The following is a 13,754-nucleotide window of genomic DNA, read 5'->3' as shown; positions in this document are numbered from 1 at the left end:
AATATCTGTCCAGTACCGGCCTTCTTTGATATGTGGGGACATAGTCCTGTAACGCCTTAGACATGGGCCGATACGGCGTGTTTGTGACTCGCGGGTAACAAGCCGGGTTATCGAGAAATCAGATAACGTGTTCTTATGCGTACCTCGCCCGGGTCATTCTCCGCGCCCCCCAGCGACACCGAGGGGGCCACTGAGGGCCGCGCCGCGCCGGGCGGACGCAGTGTCCGCACCCGCAGCCAGCACCAACGCCGCAAGCGCATCGTCCAGGCCGCCGCCGCGCTGGCCTCGCGCGGCGGCGTCGAGGCCATGCAGATGCGCACGGTCGCCGAGCGCGCCGGCGTGGCGCTGGGGACGCTCTACCGCTACTTCCCGTCCAAGATGGACCTGGTCGTGGCCGTCGTGGGCGAGGAGATCGACCTGCTGGAGAGCAGCATCGAGCGCCGCCCGCCGGGGGCCTCGACGCCCGCCAGCAGGGCCGTCGACGTGCTGATGAGGGCGACCCGGGGGCTCATGCGCGAGCCCGAGCTGGCCGACGCGCTGATCCGGTCGTTGATCATGGCCGAGGTCCAGACGCCGTTCGGCGACCGCATGACAGGGCTGCTGCTGCGCGTGTCGGCCGACGGGCTGACGGTCGACCAGGCCGGCGAGGAGCAGCTCGACCTCGCGGGCTCGCTGGCCAGCGTGTGGGTGCAGGAGCTGCTGGAGATGTTGCGCGGGCGGCGCACGTACGACCAGATTCAGCGGCGCATCGAGACCGCCGCGAACCGCCTTCTAGCCGACATCTAGCACCTTCCCGACATATCCGTCACGCCCCAAAACGAGCCGGGCCGCCGCCGAAACCCGGTGTTTTGTCAGTGGCGATGGCTATACAGGGGGCATGAGCGAGAAGCCGACGAACGAGGACTTCCTCCGGCTGGCCGATCCGATGCGGCGCGAGCTGCTCGCGCACTGCTACCGGATGCTGGGGTCGGTGCACGACGCCGAGGACCTCGTGCAGGAGACGTATCTGCGGGCGTGGCGGGGCTTCGAGGGGTTCGAGGGGCGATCGTCGTTGCGCACGTGGCTCTACCGCATCGCCACCACCGCCTGCCTGACCGCGCTCGACAGCCGGGGCAGGCGGCCCCTGCCGACCGGCCTCGGCGCCCCCAGCACCGAGGCGAGCGCGCCGCTGGTCCAGGACGGCGAGGTGCCCTGGCTGGAGCCGGTGCCCGACACGCTGGCCGGGGTCGAGGCGGGCGGCGACCCGGCCTCGATCGTGACCTCGCGCGAGAGCGTCCGGCTCGCGCTCGTCGCCGCGCTGCAACACCTGCCGCCCCGGCAGCGCGCGGTGCTGATCCTGCGCGACGTGCTCAAGTGGCGGGCGGCCGAGGTCGCCGAGGCGGTCGGCGTCTCCACGGCGGCCGTCAACAGCATCCTCCAGCGGGCCCGCGCCCAGCTCAGCGAGGTGTCGCCGAGTCTCGACGACCCGGTCGAGCCGCTGTCGGCCGAGCAGCGCCACCAGCTCGACCGCTACGTCGCCGCCTTCGAGAACTACGACGTCGACGAGCTGGTCTCGCTGTTCACCAAGGACGCGATCTGGGAGATGCCGCCCTACGTGGGCTGGTACGAAGGCCCCGACGCGATCGGCGAGCTCATCTCCACGCAGTGCCCTGCCAGCCGGGCGGGCGACCTCAAGCTGTTCCCGGTCGCCGCCAACGGCCAGCCCGCGTTCGCGGTCTACTTCCGCGAGGACGACGTCTACCGCCGCTTCGCGATCATGGTGCTGGCGCTGCGCGAAGAGGGCATCAGTCACGTCGCCATGTTCTTCGACCTGCAGCTTTTCGACACGTTCGGGCTGCGTGGCGAGTTCCCCGCCGGAAGCGAGGCTTCCGCGACAAAGTAGAACGCGTTACAGTCGCGGCCAGAGCAACGTTCTGGAGGCGACTGTGGGCACACCTGTGATCGTCGAGGCCGTTCGCACGCCCATCGGCAGGCGGGGCGGATGGTTGTCGGAGCTCAAGCCGCAGCAGGTGCTGGCCGCGGCGCTCAACGGGCTGGTCGAGCGGGCGGGCCTCGATCCGGCCGCCGTCGGCCAGGTGTTCGCCGGATGCGTCACCCAGGCGGGCGAGCAGGGCGGCCACGTCGGACGCCACTCCTGGCTCTACGCCGGCCTCCCGTACCAGACGGGGGTCACCACGCTCGACGCCCAGTGCGGCTCCTCCCAGCAGGCCGTGCACCTGGCGGCGGCGATGATCAGGGCGGGCGTCATCGAGGCGGGCATCGGGTGCGGCGTCGAGGTCATGAGCAGGACGCCGCTCGGCAGCAACGTACGTCCCGCCAAGCCGCGTCCCGACGACTGGAACATCGACCTGCCCGACCAGTTCACCGCGGCCGAACGCATCGCGCGGCGGCGCGGGCTGACCAGGGAGCGGCTCGACTGGTTCGGCGCCCGGTCGCAGCGCCTGGCGGCCAAGGCGTGGGCCGACGGGCGGTTCGACCGGGAGATCGTGCCCGTCGGATCCGTACGCAGGGACCAGGGTTTACGCGAGACCACGGTCGAGAGCCTGGCCGGGCTCAAGCCGGTCGCCGAAGGGGCCATGCACACGGCCGGGACGTCCTCGCAGATCTCCGACGGCGCGGCCGCCGTGCTGGTGATGAGCGAGCAGGAGGCCCACCGGCGCGGGCTGCGGCCGAGGGCGCGCATCCTCGCCCAGGCGCTCATCGGGGCCGAGCCGTACTATCACCTCGACGGTCCCGTGGAGGCGACCGCGAAGGTGCTGACGGCGGCCGGGATGACCATGGGCGACATCGACAGGTTCGAGGTGAACGAGGCGTTCGCGTCCGTGGTGCTCTCGTGGGCCGGCGTGCACGAGCCCGACCTCGACCGGGTCAACGTCAACGGCGGGGCCATCGCGCTCGGCCATCCCGTCGGGGCCACCGGCGCCCGGCTCATCACCACCGCCCTGCACGAGCTCGAACGCTCCGACGGCGCCACCGCGCTGGTCACGATGTGCGCGGGCGGCGCCCTGGCCACGGCGACGATCCTCGAACGCGTCGCCTGACCTACCATTCAACGCACGTGCTCGATCGGGGGACCCGGTGGCGAAGACCAGGCGCAGGCCGTACTCGGAGCAGCGGCCGCAGGATCTCGGCGGCGGGGTGTGGAGCGTGCCGGTGCCCATCCCCGGCAACCCTCTCGGATACACGCTCGTCTACGCGGTCGATTCGCCGCGCGGGCCGGTGCTGGTGGACGCCGGCTGGAACCACCCCGACGCCTGGGAGGCGCTGAGCGGCGGGCTGGCCGCGCTCGGGCTCGACGTCGCGGCCGTGCGCGGGGTGGTCGTCACCCACTTCCATCCCGACCACGCCGGGCTGGCCGGCCAGGTCAAGGAGGCGTCCGGGGCCTGGATCGCCATGCACGAGGAGGACGCCGCGCTGGTCCGGCTCATGCACCGGTTCGCCGCGGAGGAACACGCGAGCTTCCAGTCCGACATGCTCAGGCGGGCCGGCGCCGATCCCGGCGAGGTAGGCGAGGCGATGGGCACCCGGCCGGACCCGCCCGCGCTGCCCGACCGCGAGCTGCGGGACGGCGACCTGGTCGACCTGCCCGGCCGCAAGCTGCGGGCCGTGCACACCCCCGGCCACACGCCGGGGCACATCTGCCTGCACCTGGAGGACGCCGACCGGCTGTTCACCGGCGACCACGTCCTTCCCGACATCACCCCGCACATCGGGATCTACCCGTACGACCGGGACGACGTCGATCCGCTGGGCGACTTCCTGGACTCCCTCAACCGGGTCGGCGAGCTGGGCCTCCTCGACGCTTTGCCAGCACATGAGTGGATATTTCATGATGTTGCCGCGCGCGCCGCCGAGATCCGCCACCATCACGAGGAGAAGCTGATCCGGTTGCGCACCCTCATGGCCGAGCGGTCGCGACCGCTGACCATCTGGGAGGTCGCCGCGATGATGACCTGGAACCGGCCATGGGACGACCTGGCCCCCGTGCTGAGAAGCATGGCGGCCGGCGAGGCCGCGGCCCATCTGCGCACCCTGGAGACCAGGGGCCTGATCCGCCGCGTCCCTGAGGTCGATCCCGTACGCTTCCAGGCTCTAGACTCCTAGACATCCGATGTCTAGGGAGAAAAGCGTGGCGGTTACCGACGCGGCCATCGACAAGATCAAGCAGATGATCCTCTCCGGCGAGCTGACTCCGGGCGATCGCCTGCCGAAGGAGGCCGACCTCGCCGAACGGCTCGGCCTGTCGCGCAACTCACTGCGCGAGGCCGTGCGCGCGCTCGCCCTGATCAACGTGCTCGACGTACGCCAGGGCGACGGCACGTACGTCACCAGCCTGGAGCCGCGCCTGCTGCTCGACACCATGTCGTTCGTGCTCGACCTGCACCGCGACGACACGGTGATCCAGTTCTTCGAGGTCCGGCGCATCCTTGAGCCGGCCGCGACCGCCATGGCCGCCGAGCTGATGGGCGACGACGAGATCGCCGAACTGCGGGTGATCCTCGACTCCCTGCCCGCCGAGCCGACGATCGAGGAGCTGGTCGCCAACGACCTGGAGTTCCATCAGCGCATCGCGCGGGGGTCGGGCAACAGCGTGCTCTGCTCGTTCATCGAGAGCCTGTCAGGTCCGACCACTCGGGCCCGGGTGTGGCGCGGCCTCACCCAGGGAGGCGCGCTGGAGAAGACCCGCGAGCAGCACACCGCGATCTACGAGGCCATCGCCGCCCGCCAGCCGGACGTGGCGCGTTCCTGGGCCACCGTGCACGTCGCGGGCGTGGAGGCGTGGTTGCGCAAAGCCCTCGACTGATCGGCGCGCTCTGCCCGGGTAGTAACCCGGTCGTGGCCGACAAACTGGAGCGATACCGCAAGAAACGCGACCCCAGCCGGACCCCCGAGCCCGTCCCCGAGACTCCCGCCGAGGATCGGGGCGGGGCGGCGTTCGTCATCCAGGAGCACCACGCCCGGTCCCTGCACTGGGACCTGCGGCTGGAACGCGACGGCGTCCTGGCGTCCTGGGCGGTCCCCAAGGGCCTGCCCGCCGACCCCGGCACCAACCACCTGGCCGTGCACACCGAGGATCACCCGATGGAGTACCTCACCTTCCACGGCGAGATCCCCAAGGGCGAGTACGGCGGCGGCACCATGACCGTCTGGGACACCGGCACGTACGAGACCGAGAAGTGGTCCGACCGCGAGGTCAAGTTCGTCCTGCACGGCAGGCGGGCCTCCGGCCGGTTCGTGTTGTTCCGGACGCGGGGCGAGAACTGGATGATCCACCGCATGGACGCCCCCGTCCGCGACCCGTTCCCGGACGTGCGGCCCATGCTCCCGGCCGAACGCGCCCGGCCGCCCAAGGACGCCGCCGCCTACGCCTTCGAGTTCGCCTGGGGCGGACGCCGGCTGCTGGTCGCCGTCGACGGCGGGCGTACGACGGCCGCGCGCGAGCATCCCTGGCTGCGCCCGCTGGCCGAGTCGTTCGGCAGCCGTACGGCGGTGCTGGACGGCGAGGTGGTGACGCTGGGCGGGGCCGAGATCCTGGTCTGCTACGACCTGCTGTACGACGAGGGCCGCTCGCTGGTGGACGAGCCGTTCACCGGCCGGCGGGCCGCCCTGGAGGCGCTGGAGCTGGCCGGGACCCGCTGGCAGACCGCGCCGTCGTGGCCCGGCGAGGCCGGCCCGGTCCGGCGGGCCGCCCGCGAGCAGGGCCTGCCCGGCGTGGTCGCCAAACGCCTGGACTCCCGCTACGAGCCCGGAACGTCCAGGTCCTGGCTGTTCATCCCCTCCTGAGCGCCGACCCGGCCGCCGCTCAGGTCAGCAGGCCCTCGGCCGTCAACTCCAGCCACAACTCCTCCGGGACCGGACGGGACCACAGGTCCGCGTTCGCCAGGACCTCCTCCGGCGCGCGGGCGCCCAGGACGATCGAGGCGACCGCCGGATGGCGCAGCGGGAACGCCATGGCCGCCTGCGGCAGCGAGACGCCGTGGCGCTCGCAGACCTTGGCGATCCTGACGGCCCGGTCGAGCAGCGGCGCCGGCGCGGGCGCGTAGTCGTAGGTGCCCGACGGGGTCGAGGTGGCCAGGACGCCGCTGTTGAACACGCCCGCGGCCAGCACCTTGACGCCGCGCCGCGCGCACTCCTCCAGCAACGGCAGGCCCGACTGGTCGAGCAGCGTGTAGCGGCCGGCGAGCATGACGACGTCGATCCCGGTCTCCTGGACGAAGCGCAGCGGCGCCCGCCACTGGTTCATGCCGACGCCGATCGCCCGTACCACGCCCTGCTCCCGCAGCTCGGCCAGCGCCGGGTACGCCTCGGCGATCGCCTGGTCAAGATGGTCGTCGGGGTCGTGGATGAGCGCGATGTCGATGCCCGGCACGCCGAGCCGGGCGAGGGAGTCCTCCAGGGAGTCGCGTACGCCGTCGGCCGAGAAGTCCCATTCGCGGCCCAGCCCGACGGGGACGTCGAACATCTCGTCGTCCTCGCGGACCTGCGAGGGCACCACCAGCCGGCCCACCTTCGTGGACAGGACGTAACCCGACCGCCCGGCGAGCGCGGCGCCCAGGCGGCGTTCGGACAACCCCAGGCCGTAGTGCGGCGCGGTGTCGTACAGGCGCACGCCGGCGTCCCAGGCCGCGTCGACGGTGGCGCGCGCCTGCTCGCCGGAGATCGCCTGGTAGAGGTTGCCGATCGGGGCGCCGCCGAAGCCGACGCGGGGCAACTCGATCACGTCATCTCCCAGACTCGCCTCAAGCCGCCCGACGACTTGTCGAAGTCGCCGTCGAGCAGGCGGTTCATCTGCCGCTGCCATGCCTGGTCGGCGGGGTCGTCCTTGAGCGCGGCCTGCAGGGCGGCGTAGTCCTCGACCTCCACGAAGTGGAACAGGTCCAGGCCGTCGCGGAAGATGCGCCACGAGCGCACCCCGTTGGCGCGCATGGCCGACTCGAGAGCCGGCGGGATCGTGGCGTGCTCCCTGTCGTAGGTCTCCTCGCACCCGGGCCTGAGCCTGGTGTGGAGGGCGAGGCGTTCCATCAGTCCTGCGCCTTTCCGCCGGCGATCCTGCTGATGATCAGGGCGATGAGAATGATGCCACCGTAGATGACCGGTTGCCAGAACCCGGAGACCCCGATGAGGGTGAGGATGTTCTGGACCAGGCCGATCACCAGCACACCGGTCAGGGCGCCGAGTACGGTGCCCTTGCCGCCGTCCATGCTGACGCCGCCGATGACGGCCGCGGCGAACACCATGAAGATCCAGCCGTCGCCCATCTCGTTGCCGATCGCGCCGAGGCGGCCGGTCTCCAGGATGCCCGCCACCGCGGCGAGGATCCCGCCGAGGACGAACACGCCGAACAGCACGCGGTCCACCCGGATCCCGGCGGCGCGGGCGGCGTCGGCGTTGCCGCCGATGGCGTACAGGGAGCGGCCGAGCCTGAGGTAGCTCAGGCCGAAGATGCCGGCGGCGAACAGCAGCGCGGCGATCCAGATGGCGGCGGGCAGGCCGAGCCAGGTGGCGCTGCCGAGGTAGAGCATCGAGTCGGGGAGCTGGAACAGCGTCTTACCCTGGGTGAGCCCCTGCTGGAGGCCGTCCACGATGATCAGCATGGCCAGCGTGACGATGAACGCCGACAGCTGGAACCTGATGATCAGGAATCCGTTGAACGCGCCGATGGCCGCGCCCACGAGCAGGGCCAGCGGGATCACCAGCCATCCGGGCAGCCCGAGGCCGAACCCGCCCGCCGAGGCCGGGACGACCAGCATCACGGCGATGCCGGGCGCGGTGCCGACCGTCGACTCCAGCGACAGGTCGAACTTCCCGGCGATCAGGATCATCGCCTCGGCCAGCACGAGCAGCGAGATCGCCGCCTGCTGCTGCAGGACGTTGGTCAGGTTGCCCGCCGTCAGGAAGGTCGGGTCCAGGAACGCGCCCACGACGAGCAGCAGCACGATCACCGGAACCAGGGTCAGGTCGCGGAACCTGGCCAGCCGCACCCGGGGGGCCGGCGCAGTCAATGTGGTCACTCTTGTATGCCTTCCATCACGGCCACGAGCTCGTGGTCGGTCCAGCCACGCGGCACGTCCTTGACGACCTTGCCGTGGAACATCACCAGCACCCTGTCGCAGATGCGCAGGTCGTCCAGTTCGTCGGAGACCACCACGGCCCCCGCGCCCCGCTCGACCGCGTCCTCGACCGCGCCGAGCAGGGCCTGCTTGGCCTTGACGTCCACGCCCGCGGTCGGGTTGATCACGACGAGCGCCTTCGGGTCGTCGACGAGCGCCCGCGCGAACACGACCTTCTGCGCGTTCCCGCCCGACAGGTCGCCGACGGGCTGGTCGGGCCCCTCGGTCTTGATGTCCAGGCTCTCGATCATCTGTACGGCCCGCTCCCGGCGCCTGGCGGGCGAGACGATGCCGAAACTGCCCAGTTTGTGGGCGATCGGGATGGTCGCGTTCTCCCCCACCGACAGCAGCGGCACGAAGCCCTCGTGGTGCCGGTCCTCCGGCACGAACCCGAGCCCGGCCCGCATCGCGGCGGGCACGTCGCCCGGCCTGACGCGGGTGCCGTCGATCGTGACCGTGCCCGCGTCGGGCCTGCGCAGCCCGACCAGGGTCTCGGCCAGGCCGACCTTGCCGCTGCTCGCCGAGCCCGCCAGGCCCACGACCTCGCCCGCTCTGACCGAGATGTCCACATCGTGGTAGCGGCCGGCCAGCGACAGGCCCGCGCCGGACAACACGACCGCCTCGCCCGGCGTACGCCGCCTGGCCTCGTAGGCGGCCGTGGCCTCGCCGGTCATCGCGGCGACCAGCTCGTCGTGCGCGAACCCGGCCACCGGCCGGGTCACGATGTGCCGGGCGTCGCGGAAGACCGTGACGCTCTGGCAGATCTCGTACACCTCGTCCAGGTGGTGGGAGATGTACATCATCGTGACGCCCTGCTCGCGCAGCGAGCGCATACGGGTGAACAACCGCTCGATGGCCGGGCCGTCGAGCCTGGCGGTGGGCTCGTCGAGGATGATGAAACGCGCGCCGAACGACAACGCCCTCGCGATCTCCACGAGCTGCCGCTGCTCGACGCTCAGCTCGCCGGCCAGCGCCCGCGGATCGACGTCCACCTCGTACGTGTCCAGCAGCTCGCGCGCCCTGGCCCGCAGCGCCCGCCAGTTGATCATCCGGCCGCGCTCGGTCTGGCGGTTGACGAACAGGTTCTCGGCGACCGTCAGCGCCGGGATGATCGTGGACTTCTGGTACACACAGGCGACACGCTGCCGCCAGGCGTCGCGGTCGGCGAGGGCGGGCGCCGTCTCTCCCGAGAACAGCACCTCGCCCTCGTCGGGCCGCTGGAGCCCGGTGAGGATCGACACGAGGGTGGACTTCCCCGCGCCGTTCCTGCCGACGAGGGCGTGGGTGTGGCCCTCGGCGATGGCGATCTCCGCGCCGTTCAGCGCGGTGGTCGGGCCGAAACGCTTGACGACACTTCGGGCTTCAACGTGATATTTCATCACTTGACCTGGTTACCCCAGAGGTTCTGGTCGTCCACGTTGTCCTTCGTCACCAGCGGCGCCGGGAGCTGGTCCTCGAAGCCGTTGGGCAGCTGGATGATGTTGCTGCCATGGTCCGTCGGGCCCGCCTGGAACGTCTTGCCGTCCACCGCCGCCTTGGCGTAGAAGATCGCGTACCGGGCGTACAGGTCGGCCGGCTGCGACACCGTGGCGTCGATGTTGCCCTTGCGGATCTCCTCGAACTCCTGCGGGATGCCGTCGTTGGAGACCACGAAGACGTGCTTGGGGTCGGCGGGCGGGACCAGCAGGTTCTTCTGCTTGAGCACCTGAAGCGTCGGGGCCAGGTGCACGCCGCCCGCGTGCAGGTAGATGCCCTTGATGTCCGGGTTCTGCTCCAGGCGGGTCTGGAGCATGGACGCCGCCTTGCTGCCCTCCCACTCGGTCGGCTCGCTGAACACCGTGATGCCGGGGAACTTCGTCTTCATGCACTCGGTGAACGCCTCGGACCTGTCACGGCCGTTGATCGAGCTGAGCGCGCCCTCAAGCTGCACGACCTTGCCCTTGCCGCCGAGCTTCTCGCCGAGGAACTCGCACGCCTTGGTCCCGTACGCGCGGTTGTCGGCGCGGACGACCATGTAGACCTTGCCCTTGTCGGGGCGGGTGTCCACGGTCACGACGGGGATCTTCTTGTTCTCCAGCTGCTGGAGCGTGTTGGCGATGGCGCCGGTGTCCTGGGGGGCCATGACGATCGCCTTGGCGCCCTGGCCGACCAGCGCCTGCACGTTGTTGACCAGCTTGGAGACGTCGTTCTGGGAGTTGGTGGCGGGCATGAGGTCGACCTTGAGCTCGGTCGCCATCTGCGGGACGTACTTGATGTAGGAGTTCCAGAAGTCGGAGTCGGCGCGCGGGTGGTCGATGCCGACCTTGCCGCTGCCTCCCCCTTCCGCCGCGGAGCCACTCGTACCGCTGGAGCCGTTGGAGCCGCACGCGGCGACGACCGCCAGCAGGGCCGCGCTCGCGACCACCGGACCGATCTTCATGGGGGGTTACCTTCCTCTAATTGGTTGGCCGGAGCCGCAGCCCCTGCATGCCGCCGTCGACCGCGAGCGCGGTGCCGGTGGTCGCGGCGGACTCGGGGCCCGCCAGGTAGGCGATCGCCGCGGCGACCTCCTCGGCGCTGACCAGGCGGCCCATGGGCTGCCGGGCGTTCAGCGCCGCGCGTTCGGCTTGGGGGTCGTCGGCCGCGTCGAGCAGCCGCCCCACCCACGGGGTGTCGGCGGTGCCCGGGTTGACGCAGTTGACGCGGATGCCCTCGCGTACGTGGTCGGCGGCCATGGCGAGGGTCAGCGACAACACCGCGCCCTTGGTCGCACTGTAGAGCGCCCGGTTCGGCAGCCCGGCGGTGGCCGCGATCGAGCAGGTGTTGACGATGGCCGCGTGCTCCGACCCGCGCAGGTACGGCAGCGCCGCCCGGCTCACCCGGACCATGCCGAGCACGTTGACGTCGAAGACCTTCCGCCACTCCTCGTCCGGGTTGTCCTCGACCGTGCCCTGGGCGCCGATGCCCGCGTTGTTGATCACGATGTCGATGCCGCCGAGGCGTTCCGCCGCCTCGGTCACCGCCGCGCGTACGGACCCGTCGTCCGACACGTCCGCCTTGATCCCGATGAAGGGGTCGCCGGGTGGGTTGAGGTCGAGGCAGGCGACCTTCATGCCGCGCTGCGCGAGCAGGGTGGCGGTGGCCAGGCCGATGCCGGAACCGCCGCCGGTCACAATGGCTTTGAGCGTCATGCCGTGGTCCTCCAGATCTCGCCGCCGGGGAAGGTGTGGGCGGCGATCGACGCCGCGTGCATCTCGGCGCTGAAGCCGGGTGCCATGGGAGCGGTGTAGCGGCCGTTGTCGATGACGACCGGGTGCACGAAGTGCTCGTGGAGGTGGTCGACGTACTCGATCACGCGGCCGTCCATCGTGCCGGTGACCGCCACGTAGTCGAACATCGACAGGTGTTGCACCAGCTCGCACAGCCCGACGCCGCCCGCGTGCGGGCAGACCGGCACGCCGAACTTGGCCGCGAGCAGCAGGATCGCCAGGTTCTCGTTGACCCCGCCGACCCTGGCCGCGTCGATCTGCAGGTAGGAGATCGCGCCGGCCTGGAGAAGCTGCTTGAAGACGATGCGGTTCTGGACGTGCTCGCCGGTGGCGACCGGGACCGGCCTGATGCCCTCGGCGATGGCGGCGTGGCCGAGCACGTCGTCGGGGCTGGTCGGCTCCTCCACCCAATGCGGCTGGTACGGGCTCAGCGCGCTGACCCACTCGATGGCCGAGGCGACGTCCCAGCGCTGGTTGGCGTCGATCGCGATCGGGTAGTCGGGGCCGCAGACCTCGCGGGCCACGCGGAAGCGGCGCAGGTCGTCTTCAAGGTCGGCGCCGACCTTGAGCTTGATCTGGCCGAACCCCTGGTCGAGAGCCTCCTTGCAGAGGCGTCGCAGCTTGTCGTCGTCGTAGCCGAGCCAGCCGGGAGAGGTGGTGTAGGCGGGGTAGCCGGTCTCGATCAGCCGCTGGATCCGCTCTTCCTTCCCCTCTTCCGCATTTTTCAGGATCTGGAGGGCTTCGTCCTGGGTGAGCGCGTCGCTCAGGTAGCGGAAGTCGATGAGCCCGACGATCTCCTCCGGGGACATCTCGGACAACAACCGCCAGACCGGCTTGCCCGCCCGCCTGGCCTTCAGGTCCCACAGGGCGTTGACCACGGCGGAGATCGCCATGTGCATGACGCCCTTCTCCGGCCCCAGCCACCGCAGCTGCGAGTCGCCGACCATCTCCTTGTAGAGCGCGCCCAGGTCCTCGACGTCCCGGCCGATCACGTACGACTCCAGCGCCCTGATCGCCCCGGTCTGTACGTCGTTGCCGCGCCCGATCGTGAACGCGAACCCGTGCCCCTCGACCCCGTCGTCGGTCTTCAGCACCACATAGGCCGCGGAGTAGTCGGGATCCGGATTCATCGCATCCGACCCGTCCAGGTCCCGCGACGTCGGGAAGCGCACGTCGTGCGTCTCCAGCGCGACGATCCTGTACGACATCAGGCCTGCCCCACCGTCTGCCGCTGGCGGCCGAGCCCGTCGACCTCCAGCTCCATCACATCCCCCGCACGCAGGTACGGCTGACCGGGAATGCCCATCGCGACCCCGGCGGGAGTGCCGGTGTTGATCACGTCACCGGGTTCGAGCACCATGAACCGGCTCAGGTACCGCACGATCTCGGCCACGTCGAAGATCATTTCCTTGGTGTCGCCGTTCTGGCGCAGCTCGCCGTTCACCCAGAGGCGCAACCCCAGGCTCTGCGGGTCGCCGGCCTCGTCCGCCGTCACCAGCCACGGGCCCAGCGGGTTGAACGTCTCGCACGACTTGCCCTTGTCCCACTGGCCGCCGCGTTCGAACTGGAACTCGCGCTCCGACACGTCGTTGGAGATCGCGTACCCGGCGATCACGTCGAGGGCCTCCTCCCGGCTGTCGAGGTAGCGGGCCCGCTTGCCGATCACGACCGCCAGCTCCACCTCCCAGTCGGTCTTCACGCTGTCGCGCGGCACCAGCACCTCGTCGTACGGGCCGATCACCGTGTTGGCGGCCTTCATGAACACCACGGGCTCGGCGGGCGGCTCCGCGCCGGACTCGGCGGCGTGGTCGCGGTAGTTCAGCCCGATGCAGACCACCTTGCCCGGCCGAGCGATCGGCGCGCCGATCCGCAGCCCGGCGGCGTCGACGACAGGCAGGTCGCCGCGCTCCAGCGCGTCACGCACGCGCGCCACTCCCCCGGAGGCGAGGAAAGCCCCGTCGATCTCGGGCTCCCCGATGTCGCGGAGGTTGCCGGAGGCATCCATCACCACCGGTCGCTCCTGCCCGACAGGTCCAACTCGCAGCAGCTTCACACCGCACCCTTCGCTTTATTCATCGGATGTCTGCGCTACCGATGCTGCTGGGCAGCGACAGCGCCTGTCAAGGGCACCCAGCCCGATACATCCGATCCGTAACCCGAAATCCCCCCTCGAACCACGACACCCCTCCCCCTGGACCCCCCACAGCTCCGACGCCTCCCCACCCGCCACCTTCCTCCTCACCTTGCAAAACATCGGAGGTACCCTCCAAACCCCACCCCCTCCCCCCGCCCCACCACCTCACCTCCGCCCCACCGCCCGACCCCACCACCCAAACCCTCCGCCCGAACCGTTCGCTCAACCCCACGGCTGCACCCACTCACCCGACCACCCACC

At 70.5% G+C, this 13,754-nt stretch carries 14 protein-coding genes; 6 read left to right on the top strand and 8 right to left on the bottom strand.

Annotation, left to right across the window (positions count from 1 at the left end; genetic code table 11):
* Positions 1-135 precede the first annotated feature (135 nt).
* From IEZ27_RS07880 to IEZ27_RS07855, 6 genes are all read left to right on the top strand, one after another.
* Entirely contained in the window at positions 136-786 is a 651-nt protein-coding gene (locus IEZ27_RS07880) for a TetR family transcriptional regulator (protein ID WP_189646620.1), read from the top strand.
* 91 nt (positions 787-877) lie between these two features.
* Positions 878-1,882, top strand: coding sequence for a sigma-70 family RNA polymerase sigma factor (locus IEZ27_RS07875; protein WP_189646619.1), 1,005 nt, complete (start codon positions 878-880; stop codon positions 1,880-1,882).
* A gap of 43 nt (positions 1,883-1,925) precedes the next feature.
* Complete coding sequence (locus IEZ27_RS07870) at positions 1,926-3,041, top strand: steroid 3-ketoacyl-CoA thiolase (protein ID WP_189646618.1); 1,116 nt, start codon at positions 1,926-1,928, stop codon at positions 3,039-3,041.
* 37 nt (positions 3,042-3,078) lie between these two features.
* The gene (locus IEZ27_RS07865; protein ID WP_189646617.1) at positions 3,079-4,104 is read left to right on the top strand and encodes an MBL fold metallo-hydrolase; all 1,026 of its coding nucleotides are present in this window, start codon (positions 3,079-3,081) and stop codon (positions 4,102-4,104) included.
* Positions 4,105-4,129: 25 nt separating this feature from the next.
* Positions 4,130-4,804 carry a FadR/GntR family transcriptional regulator gene (locus IEZ27_RS07860; RefSeq protein ID WP_125637265.1) on the top strand — a complete coding sequence of 225 codons (675 nt, stop codon included), beginning with the start codon at positions 4,130-4,132 and terminating at the stop codon, positions 4,802-4,804.
* A gap of 32 nt (positions 4,805-4,836) precedes the next feature.
* Positions 4,837-5,784, top strand: a complete 948-nt coding sequence (locus IEZ27_RS07855; RefSeq protein ID WP_189646616.1) for a DNA polymerase ligase N-terminal domain-containing protein — start codon at positions 4,837-4,839, stop codon at positions 5,782-5,784.
* A 19-nt stretch (positions 5,785-5,803) separates the two neighbouring features.
* Here IEZ27_RS07855 and IEZ27_RS07850 read toward each other — a convergent pair whose 3' ends face one another.
* The 8 genes from IEZ27_RS07850 to IEZ27_RS07815 are packed head-to-tail and all read right to left on the bottom strand — an operon-like array spanning position 5,804 to position 13,364.
* Positions 5,804-6,721 carry an aldo/keto reductase gene (locus IEZ27_RS07850; RefSeq protein WP_229823614.1) on the bottom strand — a complete coding sequence of 306 codons (918 nt, stop codon included), beginning with the start codon at positions 6,719-6,721 and terminating at the stop codon, positions 5,804-5,806.
* Positions 6,718-7,023: an L-rhamnose mutarotase gene (locus IEZ27_RS07845; protein ID WP_189646614.1), complete on the bottom strand. Its 306-nt coding sequence runs from the start codon at positions 7,021-7,023 to the stop codon at positions 6,718-6,720. The genes IEZ27_RS07850 and IEZ27_RS07845 overlap by 4 nt, the downstream gene beginning before the upstream one ends.
* Complete coding sequence (locus IEZ27_RS07840) at positions 7,023-8,012, bottom strand: ABC transporter permease (protein ID WP_229823609.1); 990 nt, start codon at positions 8,010-8,012, stop codon at positions 7,023-7,025. The genes IEZ27_RS07845 and IEZ27_RS07840 overlap by 1 nt, the downstream gene beginning before the upstream one ends.
* Entirely contained in the window at positions 8,009-9,490 is a 1,482-nt protein-coding gene (locus IEZ27_RS07835) for a sugar ABC transporter ATP-binding protein (protein WP_125637269.1), read from the bottom strand. The genes IEZ27_RS07840 and IEZ27_RS07835 overlap by 4 nt, the downstream gene beginning before the upstream one ends.
* Positions 9,490-10,530, bottom strand: a complete 1,041-nt coding sequence (locus IEZ27_RS07830; protein ID WP_189646613.1) for a sugar ABC transporter substrate-binding protein — start codon at positions 10,528-10,530, stop codon at positions 9,490-9,492. The genes IEZ27_RS07835 and IEZ27_RS07830 overlap by 1 nt, the downstream gene beginning before the upstream one ends.
* Positions 10,531-10,546: 16 nt before the next feature.
* Complete coding sequence (locus IEZ27_RS07825) at positions 10,547-11,281, bottom strand: SDR family NAD(P)-dependent oxidoreductase (protein WP_189646612.1); 735 nt, start codon at positions 11,279-11,281, stop codon at positions 10,547-10,549.
* Positions 11,278-12,567, bottom strand: coding sequence for an L-fuconate dehydratase (locus tag IEZ27_RS07820; protein WP_125637272.1), 1,290 nt, complete (start codon positions 12,565-12,567; stop codon positions 11,278-11,280). Before IEZ27_RS07820 ends, IEZ27_RS07825 begins: the two co-directional genes overlap by 4 nt.
* Positions 12,567-13,364, bottom strand: coding sequence for a fumarylacetoacetate hydrolase family protein (locus tag IEZ27_RS07815; protein ID WP_379478562.1), 798 nt, complete (start codon positions 13,362-13,364; stop codon positions 12,567-12,569). Before IEZ27_RS07815 ends, IEZ27_RS07820 begins: the two co-directional genes overlap by 1 nt.
* Positions 13,365-13,754: the final 390 nt, after the last annotated feature.

The sequence above is a fragment of the Nonomuraea spiralis genome, assembly GCF_014648435.1.
Lineage (GTDB): Bacteria > Actinomycetota > Actinomycetes > Streptosporangiales > Streptosporangiaceae > Nonomuraea > Nonomuraea spiralis.
Note: the sequence above shows the minus strand (reverse complement) of the source record. Positions and strands in the feature narration are given on the sequence as shown.

Bases quoted from the DNA above. Each gene is read 5' to 3' on its own strand.
- IEZ27_RS07880 (WP_189646620.1), top strand. From the start codon at position 136: ATGCGTACCTCGCCCGGGTCATTCTCCGCGCCCCCCAGCGACACCGAG.
- IEZ27_RS07875 (WP_189646619.1), top strand. From the start codon at position 878: ATGAGCGAGAAGCCGACGAACGAGGACTTCCTCCGGCTGGCCGATCCG.
- IEZ27_RS07845 (WP_189646614.1), bottom strand. From the start codon at position 7,023: ATGGAACGCCTCGCCCTCCACACCAGGCTCAGGCCCGGGTGCGAGGAG.
- IEZ27_RS07835 (WP_125637269.1), bottom strand. From the start codon at position 9,490: ATGAAATATCACGTTGAAGCCCGAAGTGTCGTCAAGCGTTTCGGCCCG.
- IEZ27_RS07830 (WP_189646613.1), bottom strand. From the start codon at position 10,530: ATGAAGATCGGTCCGGTGGTCGCGAGCGCGGCCCTGCTGGCGGTCGTC.
- IEZ27_RS07825 (WP_189646612.1), bottom strand. From the start codon at position 11,281: ATGACGCTCAAAGCCATTGTGACCGGCGGCGGTTCCGGCATCGGCCTG.
- IEZ27_RS07820 (WP_125637272.1), bottom strand. From the start codon at position 12,567: ATGTCGTACAGGATCGTCGCGCTGGAGACGCACGACGTGCGCTTCCCG.
- IEZ27_RS07815 (WP_379478562.1), bottom strand. From the start codon at position 13,364: ATGGATGCCTCCGGCAACCTCCGCGACATCGGGGAGCCCGAGATCGAC.